This is a genomic window from Actinoplanes sp. NPDC051411 (genome assembly GCF_040682075.1).
Lineage (GTDB): Bacteria > Actinomycetota > Actinomycetes > Mycobacteriales > Micromonosporaceae > Actinoplanes.
This window is the reverse complement of sequence record NZ_JBFBAD010000038.1, coordinates 20,140-33,591: the sequence shown is the minus strand read 5'-3', so window position 1 is coordinate 33,591 and position 13,452 is coordinate 20,140. Positions and strand designations below refer to the sequence as shown.

Genomic DNA, 13,452 nt, shown 5'->3' with positions numbered 1-13,452 from the left:
GGAGGTGATGCGCCGGATGGACGCGGTCGACGCCGTCAACTCGCTGCCGGCCGAGCGCCTCGGGCGAGATCTTCGCGCCTGTTGCGCGGCCCCGGCCTGGGGTGCCGCGATCGTGGCCGCGCGCCCGTTCGCCGACCGCGCCGCCGTCCGGGCCGCCGCGGATGCCGCCGCCCGGTCGTTGAGCTGGGACGACGTGCTGGTCGCGCTGGCCGCCCACCCACGCATCGGGGAGCGTGCGGCCGGCGACTCGACCGAGGCCGCGTGGTCGCGGCGGGAGCAGTCGGCCGTCGCGCCGGACCCCGAACTCGTCGCCGCGAACCGGGCTTACGAGGAGAAATTCGGGCACGTCTTTCTGATCTTCGCCAGCGGCCGTGGCAAGGAGGAGATCGTGGCGGAAGCCAGAAAACGGTTGGAGAACGATTCCGGCACCGAGCGGGAGATCGTCCAGGACGAGTTGCGGAAGATCGCGTTGCTGAGGCTGGAGCGGATGCTCGATGCCCGCGGATGACGGCACCGCCGAGGCGCACGCCCGGATCTCGACCCACATCCTTGACACGGTGTCCGGTGAGCCGGCCCGCGACGTCTACGTACGCCTCGAGCGCCGCGACTCGGAGGGCTGGCGCAGGATCGACGAGGGCCGCACCGACGCCGACGGCCGCCTGCGCTACCGGGTGCCGCTCAACGAGTGGCAGGCCGGCGGCTACCGCCTCCTCTTCTACGTGGAGCCCTATCTGGGCCGCGACGCGTTCTTCCCCGAGATCGTGGTCGCCTTCCACGTCCACGACGCCGAGCGGCATTACCACGTGCCGCTGCTGCTGAGCAGGTACGGCTACACCACCTACCGAGGGAGCTGACCCGTGGCGATCGTGCTCGGACCCAACCGCTACGGCAAGGCGGAGACGCGCCTGGTCCGCGTGTTCCGCGACGACGACACGCACTGTCTCACCGACTTCAACGTCAGCATCGCGCTCTCCGGCGACCTCGCCGCCACCCATCTGACCGGCGACAACGCCGGCGTGCTGCCGACCGACACGATGAAGAACACGGTGTACGCGTTCGCCAAGGAGTACGGCGTCGGCGAGCCGGAGGAGTTCGGGCTGCTGCTGGCGATGCACTTCGTGGCGACCCAGCCCCAGGTGCGCGCGGCCAAGGTGGCGATCGAGGCGTACGGCTGGGAGCGGCTCGGGCCGCACTCGTTCCGCCGCCGGGGCGATTTCGTCCGGACCGCCGCCGTCACCGTGACCATCGACCAGCAGCAGGTCGTCTCCGGCCTGCGCGATCTGGTGCTGCTCAACTCGACCGCGTCGGAGTTCCGGGGCTTCCCGCGTGACCGGTACACCACGTTGCCGGAGACCGACGACCGCATTCTGGCCACCGCGGTCGACGCGAAGTGGCGGTTTCTCCGGACCGACATCGATTGGTATGAGTCGTTCACCGCCGCGGTCGAGGCGCTGACCGACGGGTTCGTCAACACCTACAGCTCGTCGCTGCAGCAGACGCTCTTCTCGATGGGTTCGCACGTGCTCGAGACCCGGCCCGAGATCGCCGAGGTCCGGCTCGCGCTGCCCAACCGGCACCACTACCTGGTCGACCTGTCGCCGTTCGACCTGGCCAACGACAACGAGGTCTTCATCGCCGGCGATCGCCCGTACGGCCTGATCGAGGGCACCGTGTCCCGCGACGACGCGCCCGAGGCGCACGCGGAGTGGTACCTGTGATCGTGCTCGAGAACGTGGCGGTGGCGACGGTCGACGCGAATGACACCTACTTCGCGGACGGTCATGTCGCGGTCGGCGACGACGGCCGCATCGCCGCGGTCGGACCGGGGCGCTTCTCCGGCCCGGCCGAAGTGACCGACGGCACCGGCTGCCTGGTGACCCCGGGCCTGGTCAACACCCACCACCACCTCTACCAGTGGGCGACCCGCGGGCTGGCGGTCGACGAGACGCTGTTCGGCTGGCTGAAGGCGCTCTATCCGATCTGGGGCCGGCTCGACGCCGAGATCGTCGGGGCGGCGGCCGCGGCCGGGCTCGGCTGGCTCGCGCTCTCCGGCTGCACGACCAGCATGGATCACCACTACGTCTTCCCCCGCGACGGCGGCGACGTGCTCGAGGCCGAGATCGTCGCCGCGCGGACGATCGGGCTGCGCTTCCACCCCACGCGGGGGTCGATGGATCTGAGCGAGAAGGACGGCGGCCTCCCGCCCGACAACGTGGTCGAGGAGACCGACGAGGCGCTGGCGGCCACGGCGGCGGCGATCGACCGCTGGCACGACCCGTCGCCCGACGCGATGCTGCGGATCGCGGTGGCGCCGTGCTCGCCGTTCTCGGTCACGTCGCGGTTGATGAGCGAGGCCGCCTCGCTCGCCCGCGCCAAGGGCGTGCGGTTGCACACCCACCTCGCCGAGACGTCCGACGAGGAGGACTACTGCCGCGAGCACTTCGGACGTACCCCGGTCGAATATGCCGAACAGGTCGGCTGGCTCGGCGACGATGTCTGGCTGGCGCACGGCGTCCACCTGGACGACCGGGCGATCGCGAGGCTGGGCGCGACCGGCACCGGCGTCGCGCACTGCCCGAGCTCGAACGCCCGTCTCGGCTCCGGGATGGCCCGGGTGCGCGAGTTGCTCGACGCGGGGGTGCCGGTCGGTCTCGGGGTCGACGGGTCGGCCTCCCAGGAGGCGTCGCATCTGGGCGAGGAGCTGCGGCAGGCTCTTTACACGGCCCGTCAGCGGGGCGGCCCGGGCGCTCTGTCGGCCACGGAGGCGCTGCGGCTCGGCACCATGGGCGGGGCGCGGTGCCTGGGCCGGCAGGACGATCTGGGTTCGCTGGAGGTGGGCAAGCTGGGCGACCTGGTGATGTGGCGGCTGGACGGGCTCGGCCACGAGGGCATCGACGACCGGTTGGCCGCGCTGGTCCTCGGCCCGGCCGCGCCCGTCGAGCTGGCGCTGGTCGGCGGCCGGCCGGTCGTCTCGAGGGGAGAGCTGGTCAACGCGGACGCGGAAGAGCTGGCTCGCGGGGCCCGGCGAGCCCACCGGCGAATCATGACCGATATAAGATCTTGACGGTCGGCGTGGCGCTTAAGGAGAACTTCAAGAATCGGGCGCGCCAAAACGGTTATCGGGAAGCGAAATCGCGGCCACCTGGGGCGGCCCGGAATGCGATTCGCAAATCTTCCTTCGCGTATTGAAACAAGCTGTTCATGTGAGCATAATTTCTCCAGAAACGTTCCCCCGATAAGCACCGTCCCCGAGTGTGGCCCCGCATTCCCCGGCGGGGCCTCACTGTTGGTCAGCCCGCCTCGGGCCAGTCCCAGCCGCGCCGCAGGAACATGCCGAGGCGATCGGAGACGGCGCCCGGCTCGTCGGGCTCGCCGTGGATCACCTTGTTGTGGTGAACGACGTCGGCGGCCATGTGGCGCGGCCAGTCGGCGAACCGGCGCGCGTTCAGGGCCTCGAAGAATCCCGCGACAATCCTTCGCAGATCCTCGACGCCGCAGTGGCGATCGTCGACCGGGACGGCCTCAAGGCGCTCACGATGCGCGGGCTCGGGGCGGCGCTCGACGCCGTGGAGACGATGCTGCGCGGGCTCACCGAGGCCGGGTTCTCGCTGGCCGGGCCCTCGACACGCTCAACGCGCTGACCGTTTTCGTGATCGGGCACGGGCGGGCGGAGGCCGCGATCGGCTCGGCGGGCCCACCCTCGGGGCGGTCCGCGGACCGGCATCCGCTGCTGCTCGCGGCGGTCGCCGGCGGCGCCGGCTCCGATGATCAAGAGCGCTTCCGGTACGCCGTGGGCGCCCTGCTCGGCGGGCTCGTGCCCGACCTCTCGGCGGACGCCAGGCCGGACCGATACGGTACGGGGAGGGAGCCGCACCGAGGGAGCGTCGACGATGACCGAGATCCTGTCCGATGAGGCCGTGGCGTTCGTCGCCGAGCTGAACCGGCGATTCCGTCCCCGCCGCGATGAGCTGCTGGAAGCCAGGGCAGCCCGGCGGGCCGAGATCGCCTCCGGCGGCTCGCTGGGGTTCCGCCCCGAGACCGCCGACATCCGCGCGGCCGAGTGGTCGGCCCCCGAGGCCCCGGCCGACCTGCGCGACCGCCGGGTCGAGATCACCGGGCCGACCGAGCGCAAGATGACGATCAACGCGCTGAACTCGGGGGCGAAGGTCTGGCTGGCCGACCTCGAGGACGCGAACACCCCGCACTGGTCGAACGTGGTCGACGGCCAGCGAAACCTGTTCGACGCCATTCGGCGCACGATTCGGCTGGAGACGGCGCAGAAGGTCTATTCGCTCGGCGAGGGGCCCTATCCGACGATCGTCGTGCGGCCCCGCGGCTGGCATCTCGACGAGCGGCACCTGCCGGTCGACGGCTCACCGGCCGTCGGGGCGCTGGTCGACTTCGGACTCTACTTCTTCCACAACGCGGCCGAGTTGCTGTCGCGGGGCAGCGGACCCTACTTCTATCTGCCCAAGATGGAGTCCTACAAGGAAGCCGAGCTCTGGAACGACGTCTTCACGTTCGCCCAGGAGCAGCTCGGCATTCCGGTCGGCACCATCCGGGCGACCGTGCTGATCGAGACGATTCCGGCCGCGTTCGAGATGGAGGAGATCCTCCACGCGCTGCGCCCGCACCTGTCGGGGCTGAACGCCGGTCGCTGGGACTACCTGTTCAGCATCATCAAATACTTCCGCGACAACCCGTCGATGATCCTGCCCGACCGGGCGTCGGTGACGATGACGGCGCCGTTCATGCGGGCCTACACCGAACTGCTCGTCTCGACCTGTCACCGGCGGGGCGCGTTCGCGATCGGCGGGATGGCGGCGTTCATCCCCTCCCGGCGCGACCCGGCGGTCAACGAGGTCGCGCTGGCCAAGGTGCGGGAAGACAAGGAACGCGAGGCCGGCGACGGGTTCGACGGGTCGTGGGTGGCGCACCCCGACCTGGTGCCGGTCTGCCAGGAGATCTTCGACCGGGTGCTGGGCGACCGGCCCAACCAGCTGGACCGGCAGCGGCCCGAGGTCTCCGTGTCGGCCGACGATCTGCTCAACGTCTCGGCCACGCCCGGCGCGGTGACCGAGGAAGGGCTGCGCAACAACATCTCGGTCGGCCTGCAATATCTGGCGTCGTGGCTGACCGGGAACGGGGCGGTGGCCATCAACAACCTGATGGAGGACGCCGCGACGGCCGAGATCTCGCGCTCGCAGATCTGGCAGTGGATCCACAACGGGGTGAAGCTGCCGTCGGGCGAGCCGATCACCGCCGAGCTGGTGAGCCGGCTCGAAGACGAGGAACTGGCCGGCTCGCCGGGCCGTTACGACGAGGCTCGGAGGCTGTTCGAGCGGGTCGCGCTCTCCGATGACTTCCCCGACTTCCTGACGACCGTTGCGTACGAGTCGATCGACTGATGCGGCTCACGGAGGCCGATTATGCGGCACTCGACTACCGGCTGGCCAAGCACGACGCCTATCTGGAGTCCCACTACCCGGGTGATCCGGGCGGACGGCAGCCGGTGCACACGGCGTACATCCCGGCCGACAAGATCAGCGGGTTCCGGAGCTGGGGCGTGCGCGCGCTCGCGGCGATGGAGGAATACGGGTTCGACTTCCCGCACGCCCCGCTGGTGCGGGCCAAGCTCGCCCGCGAGCCGATCGAGGACCTGCGGGTCGACTTCGAGGACGGCTACGGGGTACGCGACGACGACGCGGAGGACGCGGCCGTACGGGAGGCGGCCGCGGTCCTGCTCGACGGCGAGCGGCCACCGTTCCTGGGCATCCGGATCAAGTCGTTCGAGGCGGCCACCCGGCGGCGGGCCCTGCGGACGCTCGACCTGTTCCTGACGCACTACCCGCTGCCGTTCGTGGTCACCCTGCCCAAGGTGAGCGGGCCCGATCAGGTGTCGGCGATGGTCGTCCTGTGCTCGCGGCTCGAGAGGGCCTACGAACGGTCGCTGCGCTTCGAGATCCAGATCGAGTTGCCGGCCGCGATCGTCGGTGCCAACGGCCGGGCGGTCGTCGCCCGCCTGATCACCGCGGCGGCCGGGCGGTGCGTCGGCCTCCACTTCGGAACCTATGACTACACCTCCGCCCTGGGCATCGCGGCGGCCCATCAGTCGCTGGAGCATCCAGCGGCCGACTACGCGAAGTCGGTGATGCAGGCGGCGGCCGCGCAGACCGGGGTGCGGCTCTCGGACGGGTCGACCAACGTGCTGCCGGTGGGCTCGGCGTCCGAGGTCGCCTCGGCCTGGCAGCTGCATCACCGGTTGGTGACCCGGTCGCTCGCCCGGGGCTTCTACCAGGGCTGGGATCTTCACCCGGCCCACCTGCCGACCCGCTACTCGGCGACCTACGAGTTCTTCGTCTCGGGGCGCGACGTGGCGGTCGAGCGGTTGAAGCGCTATCTGTCGCGGCAGGAGAGCGGCATCGCCGACGAGCCCGCGACCGCGCGGGCCTTGGCCGGTTATCTGCTGCGCGGCCTCGACTGCGGGGCGCTGGACGACGCCGGCTTCCCCCGCGAAACCCTGCTCGCGCTGGTCGTCGGCTAGCGAGCCCAGGTGGGGAGCCAGGTCGTTCCGGGTAGCGGGGTCAGGCTCCGGAAGTGACTGATGACGGCCCGTAACCCGGGGTGCGGGCCGGCGCTGGGCAGGATGAGCGAGATCGGGTAGGCGATCGCCGGGTTCGCGACCGGGATGCGGCGCAGGTCGTAGCTGGTCGGCCAGACGCAGCGGTCGCGCGAGCCGACGAGAGTGGCCAGGTCGGAGGAGTCGGCGAGCTCGTCCAGGAGCACCTCGGTGCCGAAGTTCGGGCCGGCGGCGTCGATCCGCAGGTCGAACTCGGTGGTGAGCTGGTCGTAGAACTCGGCCCATTCGGTGCGCGGCGCGATGCCCGGCACCCAGATGCGGTGCCCGCGCAGCTGGGAAGGGGTCAGTGACCGTGCGCCGGCGAGCGGGTGCCGCGGGCCGACGAGGAGTTCGAGCGGGGAGTGGAACGCGCGGATCATCCGTACGTCGCCGGGCAGCGCGGCCGGGTCGGTGATCGTGCGGAAGGTCGCGTCGACGTCGCCGGCCTGGACGGCGGCGACCGCCTGGCGCGGATCGTCGACCCGGATGGTGACCACGTCGAGGCCGGTCTCGGGGTGGGCCCGCCAGTATTCGTGCAGGATGACCGCCTGAGCCGAGCGCAGGCCGAGGACGTCGATCCGGAGCGCCCGCGACCCCGGCCGGACCGCGGTGACGGCGCGATCGACGTGCGCGACGACGGCCCGTGCGTGGGCGAGGAACGCCTGCCCGTCGAGCGTCGGTTCGACCCCGCGCGGGGTGCGGGTGAACAGGCGTACGCCGAGCTCGCGCTCCAGGCCGGCGATGCGCTTCGACACGGCCTGCTGGGTGACGCCGAGCTCGTCGGCGGCGTGCTGCAGCCGGCCGAGCGTCGCGGCGAGGACGAACGAACGCACCGCCTCGGTATCCATGGCCTGAGCCTAGGTCCACTCAACCGTTGGTTGTGGCGCGCCGGAGACCGGTTGTTTGCCGCCCGCCCGGCCGGCCGGTGGGATGCACGCATGAAAGCTTTCCGCTGGTTGTGGTCCGCGTACGCGGTCAGCACCTACGGCACGTGGATCGCCTTCGGCGCGTTCCCCCTGATCGCGGTCCGCGTGCTGCACTCGCCGGCGTTCGCGGTGTCGGTGCTGGAGGCGGCGGGTCTCGCCGTGGCCGCCGTCGTCGCGATTCCGCTCGGCCCGTGGATCCAGCACCGGGCCAAGCGCCCCGTGATGATCGGCATGGACGTCGTCCGCTTCCTGGCGATGGCGAGCGTGCCGGTGGCGTACCTTCTCGGCCGGCTGTCCTTCGGTCAACTCCTCGTTGTGTCGATCGTCTCGGGAACGGCGAACATCGTGTTCACCGCCGCCTCCGGCGCGTACCTGAAGCACCTGGTCCACCGCGACGAACTGCTGGCCGCGAACGGGCGGTTCGAGGGCACCACCTGGGTGGCGACCGCGACCGGACCGCCCCTGGGCGGGGCCCTGATCGGGGCCCTCGGCCCGGTCGTCACCGTGGCGGCGGACGCCCTGAGCTATCTGCTCTCCGCGCTCGCCGTCCTCCGCATCCGCGGCAGCGACGTCGCGACGCGCCGGGGCCCGGCGACCCGGTTGCTGACCGGCTGGCGGGTCGTGTTCGGCGACCCGGCACTGCGGCGACTGTTTCTCAACGCGATGATGACCAGCGGGCTGATCATGGCCACCCTCCCGCTCCTCGCCGTTCTCCTGCTCGGCCGCTACCACTTCCCGGCCTGGCAGTACGGCCTCGCCTTCGGCGTGCCCAGCCTCGGCGGCTTCGCCGGCGCCCGCCTCTGCGCGCGGCTGGTCGCCCGCTACGGGCGGTACCGCGTCATGATCGTCACCGGCTGGCTGCGCTCGATCTTCCCGCTCGGTCTCGCGTTCACCCGTCCCGGCATCCCCGGACTGCTCACCGTGATCGTCGTCGAGGGCCTGCTGATCGCGTGCATGGGCGTCTTCAACCCGATCTACGCGACAGAGCGCCTACAGCGCGCGCCCACCGAGCACGCCGCCCAGGTGGTCAGCGCCTGGAGCATCAGCAGCAAGCTCTCCCAGGCCACCCTGATGGTGATCTGGGGCGTTCTCGCCACGTTGACCGGCCCGTTGACGGCGATCACCGTGTCGGGGGTGCTCCTGCTCGGGGCGCCCCTGCTGCTGCCCCGGCGGTCGCACATGCCCGACCCGGTGGCGGCGCCCGCCCCGGGTCGGCCGGCGGCGCTAGTCGTCGGCCAGGACGGCGGCCACCGCGTAGGCCACGCCGACCACGGCCAGGAGGACCCCGAGCGGCCAGGCGGGGTGCTCTCCCATTGAGTCGGACATGTCCAGCATGTTGTAGATGACGACGAAGGCGAAGATGGCGCCGGCGATGCTCAGGATCAGGCCGGCGATGCCGACCGCCAGGGGCCGGCGCAGCCGCAGCAGCCAGGCCAGGAGCACCCCGCTGCCCAGGCCGACCGGCAGGACCGCCTGGGCGACCAGCCCTGGATGCGCGGCGTGCGGGCCCGCGGTGTTGCCGGCCAGGGCCATGTAGACCATCGTGCCGAGGCCGCACGCGATCAAGCCGATCACCCCACCCCGCAGGGCGACCAGCACCGTATTTCCCCGGCCAGGCATGATGCCGGATATCAAACTCCCGGAGACCGGCAACGCAACCCCTGATCCACACCGTCGCACTTGATGCCAAAACGGTGATCTCGCCGCTCCCGCGTGGCCGAGTGGTTGGACGATGGTCCGGAAGGAGGAGCGGGTCATGGAACTGGTGCAAATCGTCATCGACGGCTCGGTCGACCGGGACGATCTCGAGGAGGCGATCGCCGAGGCCTTCGCCGGTCTGGGCGACCTGGTCCCGTCCGGCCTGGACGACGGGGACTCGGGGCTCGATCTCGAACTGAGCCGCGACCTTCCGGACGACGAGGTCCTTGATCGGCTCTTCGGGGTCATCGAAGATCTCGACGCCGGTGACTCGGTGCGCGTGCGCCCGGCCGACGACGAGGACTGGCTCAGTCTGAGCGACTGGCTCACATGATCGGTGCGGTTTGGTCGCCCTCGGGGTGATTTGAGTGACGTACCCACGAGTAGTCTTCCGGATCCGAAATCGGCGGCCAATCCGGCACGTGAGCAGTGCATACGGTGATATCGCCCATAGTCGTCATTGGACCCCAACTCGACGCTGATCGATTTGAATGCCGGCCCGGAGTCGCTACGATCACTCAACGCCGCATTCGAACAGCGTTCCGGTCGGGAACGCTCGAAATCGAGGACGCTCGGTGACTGAGAAGAGGCTCGAGGTGATCATCGGCGTCGACGACGCCGACGACGTCCCGATGATCTCCCCCAGTGTCCGAATAGTCCCGCTTGAGGGCCCGCTCGACCGGCACTCCGAGGCGCTGACCGGCCTCATCGACCGGCTCTCCCAGCAGGTGCCGACGGTCGCCAACAACTCGAAGGTCTATCTGCTCAAGCTGGCGACCGGGGCCGAGTCGGTGGCCCTGCTCGAATACACCGCGGGCTGGTTCACCCAGGTCGACGCCACGCCGCGGTTCGACCTCTCCGACGTGCAGCACCTGCTCGGCAGCCGCAGCGAGCTGCGGTTCCCGACCGACCCGCTCTGGTTCGGCCACGTCACCCACTCGCTGGGCCACGAGCTGTTCTGCATGCCGATCAGCCGGGCCGAGGGCAAGACGCTGCTGCTGGCGTTCGTCAACCCGCCGGCCGACCTGATCGCGATCGGCGAGCCGCTGGCCAAGGTGCTCGAGACGGTCTGGCACACCGACGTCCCGGCCTCGCCCCAGGAGGCCGAGATCCACGTGCTGAGCGCGCTGCGGCAGACGTTCGGCCGGCTCCCGGCCGCTCTCTACGAACGCTGCCTGGCGCTCTACCGCGAAGTCCTCGAGTCGTTCGTCGTGGTCTTCCAGCCGGTAGTCAAAATCAGCCCGGAATGGGAAAAGGTCGGGGTCCACAGCTATGAGGCGCTGGCCCGCCGCGCGCCCGACGACACCCGCGCCCCGGTGTCGATGCTGAAGATCGCCCACGCGTGGGGCGACCGGTTCGTGATCGTGCGCGACCAGATCATCGTCCGTAAGGCGCTGTTGTCCTACGCGCAGGCCCACATCGACGGGCCGTGGTCCGACGACTTCCCCAAGCCGGTGTCGGTCAACGTGTCGGTCCGCTCGCTGCTCAGCGACGAATACCTCGACACGGTCCGGGAGACGATCGCCGCCGCCCGCCTCGACGCGGCCAACGTCACGCTGGAGATCTCCGAGCAGGACCCGATCGAGGCCCGGCCCGGCGAGCGCTGGCCGGGCGAGCCCCATGCGTACTTCCACCAGAAGCTGGTCGAGGTCGCCCGCGACATCGGCGTCAGCTTCGCGGTCGACGACTTCGGCGCCGGCTACGCCACGGTGTCGCGCATGGCCGAGCTCCCGCTGACCCAGATCAAGGTCGACCGCACGATGCTCCACCACCCGCAGGCCGCGGCCGAACTGGCCCTGGTCATGCAGGTCGCCCGCGACCCGGTCGAGCGCGGCGCCACCCACATCGGCCGCGTCGTCATCGTCGAGGGCGTCGACGACGAGTCGCCGCTCACGCTCAAGGAGATCTTCGACCAGAAGATCCGGCACGTGCAGGGCTACATCGCGCGCACCCCGGCCACCCCGCAGCTCCGCGCCCTGTCGGACGAGGTGCGCCACGACATCGCCGCGCGCACCCGCGGCGGCGACGACGAGCAACCGAGCAACCTCGACACCCTCCGCCGCGGCGCCTGACCGCGACCATGTCACCCCGGTGACGCCGGGTGTTCAGGTCGGCGGGCAAGGCTCGCGGTGGGAGGGGATTGAAGATGAATCGAAGGACTGTGCTGTCGGTGCTCGGCGCGGCCACGTTGGTCGCCGCGCTCCTGTCGGTCGGTGGAAGCGCGTCGGCCTCGCCTCAGGTGCGAGACTCGACGCTGGCCAAGGATCTGGCCACGGTGGACCGGAACACCACGTGGACGCAGCTGTCGGCGCTCAAGCTGGACTTTCCGACCTACCACCCGGAAGGGCTGGTCGTCACCAGGGACCGCTTCTATCTGAGCTCGACGCAGATCATCGAGGCGACGGTGAAATATCCGGTGCCGGTGGACGGCTATGACCGCACCCCCGGCAAGGGGATCGGGCATCTGTTCGTCATCGACCGGGCCGGGAAACTGGTCAAGGACATCGTCCTCGGCCACGACATCGTCTATCACCCCGGCGGCATCGACCGGACCGGCGACTACCTGTGGGTGCCGGTCGCGCAATACCGACCGGGCAGCACGGCCGAGATCGACCGCGTCGATCTGCGGACGTTCAAAGTGACCCGGATGTTCACGGTCGCCGACCACATCGGCGGAATCGTGTACGACCCGACGCGCGAGCGCCTGGTCGGCAACAACTGGGGGTCGCGGACCTTCTACGAGTGGTCGCTGAGCGGCCGGCCGCTGGCGACCTGGCGGAACCCGGAGAACCTGCTCGACTTCCAGGACTGCCAATACGTGGAGTCCGGGAAGATGGCGTGCGGCGGGATCACCGGGCTCCCGCAGACGCCGGCCGCGGGTGGCCCGGCCGCGACATACGAGCTGGGCGGCGTCGCGCTGATCGACCTGCACAAGCGCACGATCGTCGACGAGTTCCCGTTCCAGCAGTGGTCGGCGGCCGGGCACGTGATGACCCGCAACCCGCTGAAGTTCGAGGCCGGCGGCCCGGCGATCACGATGTGGGCCGCGCCGGACAACGGCGAGGAGACCGCGGGCACGCAGATCTACCAGTTCCGAACCGGGTCATGAACCGCAGACGACCTGGTCGACATACGAGTTGACCAGGTCGTCGAGGTTGGCCTGGAAGTTGGGCGTCACCGCGATCGTGACCTGGCGGCTTCCGTCGAGTGTGGAGTACGACCAGGCCTGGTAGGCGAGCGCGTCCCCGTCGTTGCCGTAGACCGGGATGTCGCACGGGGTGTTCCGGAAGAACAGGCCCAGCCCGTAGGGCGAGCCGGGCACTCCGGGAAGCTCCATCTCGGCCAGCACGGGCCGGGGCAGGAGACGGCCGGCGAACAGCGCGGCGAAGAACCGGTTGAGATCCGCGGTGGTGGAGATCATCTGGCCGCTCGCGCCCATGACGGACGGGTTCATGGTGGTGAGGTCGACGAGGCTGTCGCCGGGTCCCCGGACGTACCCGTGCGGGTGCGGTCCGGGGATGCGGGGCGAGGTGCCGGGCACCGAGGTTCCGGTCAGGCCGAGCGGGCGGATCAGCCGGCGGTCGATCTCGTCGGCGTAGGTGTGCCCGGTCACGGCGGAAATGAGCTGGCCGAGCAGGATGTAGCCGGTGTTGGAGTAGGCGAACGTGGTGCCGGGGTGGTCGGACGTGGGTGGTTGGGCCAGCCCTCGTTCCACCAGCTCGTCCGCGGTCCACGTGCGGTAGCGGTTGGCGAAGAACTCGGGCGACGGCGGCAGGTCCAAAGTGCGCAGGTAGTCGAACAGGCCGCTGGTGTGGTCGAGCAGGTCGCGCACGGTTATCCCCGGGCCGATCGACGGCAGCCATCGGGCGACCGGGTCGTCGAGGCGGAGGCGGCCGGACGCGGCCAGCTGGAGCACGACGGTGGCGACGAAGGTCTTGGTGATGCTGCCGGCGCGGAAACGGCTGTTCACCGGTACGGGCGTGGTCGTGTTCAGCACCGCGGTGCCGCTGCTGCCGCGCCAGACACCGTGATCGTCACGCACCTCGGCGACCGCCCCGACGGCGCCGGTCGCGACGATCTGATCAAGGGCGGCCTGCCGGGGCGAAGTCGAGGCTCGCGCGGCGACCGGTGTCGCCGCGACGAGCGTCCCGGACAGCAATACTCCTAAAAGTCGTCTCATTGGTCATACGTTTCGCCGGCCGGCGTGGA

14 protein-coding genes are annotated in these 13,452 nt (G+C 70.3%); 11 read left to right on the top strand and 3 right to left on the bottom strand.

The window, feature by feature from the left end:
• Positions 1–16: 16 nt before the first annotated feature.
• From uraD to AB0M88_RS21915, 7 genes are all read left to right on the top strand, one after another.
• A complete protein-coding gene (gene uraD, locus AB0M88_RS21945; RefSeq protein WP_364104956.1) occupies positions 17–508 on the top strand; it encodes a 2-oxo-4-hydroxy-4-carboxy-5-ureidoimidazoline decarboxylase in 492 nt (163 codons plus the stop codon).
• The gene (gene uraH, locus AB0M88_RS21940) at positions 495–854 is read left to right on the top strand and encodes a hydroxyisourate hydrolase (RefSeq protein ID WP_364104954.1); all 360 of its coding nucleotides are present in this window, start codon (positions 495–497) and stop codon (positions 852–854) included. Before uraD ends, uraH begins: the two co-directional genes overlap by 14 nt.
• A gap of 3 nt (positions 855–857) precedes the next feature.
• Complete coding sequence (pucL, locus tag AB0M88_RS21935) at positions 858–1,718, top strand: factor-independent urate hydroxylase (protein WP_364104952.1); 861 nt, start codon at positions 858–860, stop codon at positions 1,716–1,718.
• Positions 1,715–3,064 (top strand): 8-oxoguanine deaminase, encoded by a 1,350-nt coding sequence (locus AB0M88_RS21930; RefSeq protein ID WP_364104950.1) that lies wholly within the window; start codon positions 1,715–1,717, stop codon positions 3,062–3,064. Before pucL ends, AB0M88_RS21930 begins: the two co-directional genes overlap by 4 nt.
• 328 nt (positions 3,065–3,392) lie before the next feature.
• The gene (locus AB0M88_RS21925) at positions 3,393–3,641 is read left to right on the top strand and encodes a hypothetical protein (protein ID WP_364104948.1); all 249 of its coding nucleotides are present in this window, start codon (positions 3,393–3,395) and stop codon (positions 3,639–3,641) included.
• A 249-nt stretch (positions 3,642–3,890) separates the two neighbouring features.
• Positions 3,891–5,408, top strand: coding sequence for a malate synthase A (aceB, locus tag AB0M88_RS21920; RefSeq protein WP_364104946.1), 1,518 nt, complete (start codon positions 3,891–3,893; stop codon positions 5,406–5,408).
• Positions 5,408–6,544: a hypothetical protein gene (locus AB0M88_RS21915; protein WP_364104944.1), complete on the top strand. Its 1,137-nt coding sequence runs from the start codon at positions 5,408–5,410 to the stop codon at positions 6,542–6,544. Before aceB ends, AB0M88_RS21915 begins: the two co-directional genes overlap by 1 nt.
• Here AB0M88_RS21915 and AB0M88_RS21910 read toward each other — a convergent pair.
• Positions 6,541–7,467: a LysR family transcriptional regulator gene (locus AB0M88_RS21910; protein ID WP_364104942.1), complete on the bottom strand. Its 927-nt coding sequence runs from the start codon at positions 7,465–7,467 to the stop codon at positions 6,541–6,543. The two genes, AB0M88_RS21915 and AB0M88_RS21910, sit on opposite strands and share 4 nt — an antisense overlap.
• Positions 7,468–7,557: 90 nt before the next feature.
• Between AB0M88_RS21910 and AB0M88_RS21905 the strand changes: the two genes are divergently transcribed.
• Complete coding sequence (locus AB0M88_RS21905) at positions 7,558–8,862, top strand: MFS transporter (protein WP_364104940.1); 1,305 nt, start codon at positions 7,558–7,560, stop codon at positions 8,860–8,862.
• On the opposite strand, the gene AB0M88_RS21900 is transcribed toward AB0M88_RS21905, so the two are convergent.
• Positions 8,770–9,165, bottom strand: a complete 396-nt coding sequence (locus tag AB0M88_RS21900; protein WP_364104938.1) for a hypothetical protein — start codon at positions 9,163–9,165, stop codon at positions 8,770–8,772. The two genes, AB0M88_RS21905 and AB0M88_RS21900, sit on opposite strands and share 93 nt — an antisense overlap.
• Before the next feature lie 136 nt (positions 9,166–9,301).
• On the opposite strand from AB0M88_RS21900, the gene AB0M88_RS21895 reads away from it, so the two are divergent.
• The 3 genes from AB0M88_RS21895 to AB0M88_RS21885 all read left to right on the top strand — a co-directional run bounded on the left by AB0M88_RS21895 (position 9,302) and on the right by AB0M88_RS21885 (position 12,352).
• A complete protein-coding gene (locus tag AB0M88_RS21895) occupies positions 9,302–9,577 on the top strand; it encodes a hypothetical protein (RefSeq protein ID WP_364104936.1) in 276 nt (91 codons plus the stop codon).
• Between the two features lie 241 nt (positions 9,578–9,818).
• Complete coding sequence (locus AB0M88_RS21890) at positions 9,819–11,315, top strand: EAL domain-containing protein (protein ID WP_364104934.1); 1,497 nt, start codon at positions 9,819–9,821, stop codon at positions 11,313–11,315.
• A 74-nt stretch (positions 11,316–11,389) separates the two neighbouring features.
• Positions 11,390–12,352, top strand: coding sequence for a DUF6454 family protein (locus AB0M88_RS21885; RefSeq protein WP_364104932.1), 963 nt, complete (start codon positions 11,390–11,392; stop codon positions 12,350–12,352).
• Here the strand turns inward: AB0M88_RS21885 and AB0M88_RS21880 are convergent.
• On the bottom strand, positions 12,347–13,423 hold the full coding sequence (locus tag AB0M88_RS21880) for a serine hydrolase domain-containing protein (protein WP_364104930.1): 1,077 nt from the start codon (positions 13,421–13,423) through the stop codon (positions 12,347–12,349). The genes AB0M88_RS21885 and AB0M88_RS21880 overlap by 6 nt on opposite strands.
• Positions 13,424–13,452: the final 29 nt, after the last annotated feature.

Coding starts and splice junctions, on each gene's coding strand:
- uraH (WP_364104954.1), top strand. CDS start 495: ATGCCCGCGGATGACGGCACCGCCGAGGCGCACGCCCGGATCTCGACC.
- AB0M88_RS21900 (WP_364104938.1), bottom strand. CDS start 9,165: ATGCCTGGCCGGGGAAATACGGTGCTGGTCGCCCTGCGGGGTGGGGTG.
- AB0M88_RS21885 (WP_364104932.1), top strand. CDS start 11,390: ATGAATCGAAGGACTGTGCTGTCGGTGCTCGGCGCGGCCACGTTGGTC.
- AB0M88_RS21910 (WP_364104942.1), bottom strand. CDS start 7,467: ATGGATACCGAGGCGGTGCGTTCGTTCGTCCTCGCCGCGACGCTCGGC.
- AB0M88_RS21915 (WP_364104944.1), top strand. CDS start 5,408: ATGCGGCTCACGGAGGCCGATTATGCGGCACTCGACTACCGGCTGGCC.
- AB0M88_RS21905 (WP_364104940.1), top strand. CDS start 7,558: ATGAAAGCTTTCCGCTGGTTGTGGTCCGCGTACGCGGTCAGCACCTAC.
- aceB (WP_364104946.1), top strand. CDS start 3,891: ATGACCGAGATCCTGTCCGATGAGGCCGTGGCGTTCGTCGCCGAGCTG.
- uraD (WP_364104956.1), top strand. CDS start 17: ATGGACGCGGTCGACGCCGTCAACTCGCTGCCGGCCGAGCGCCTCGGG.
- AB0M88_RS21895 (WP_364104936.1), top strand. CDS start 9,302: ATGGAACTGGTGCAAATCGTCATCGACGGCTCGGTCGACCGGGACGAT.
- AB0M88_RS21880 (WP_364104930.1), bottom strand. CDS start 13,423: ATGAGACGACTTTTAGGAGTATTGCTGTCCGGGACGCTCGTCGCGGCG.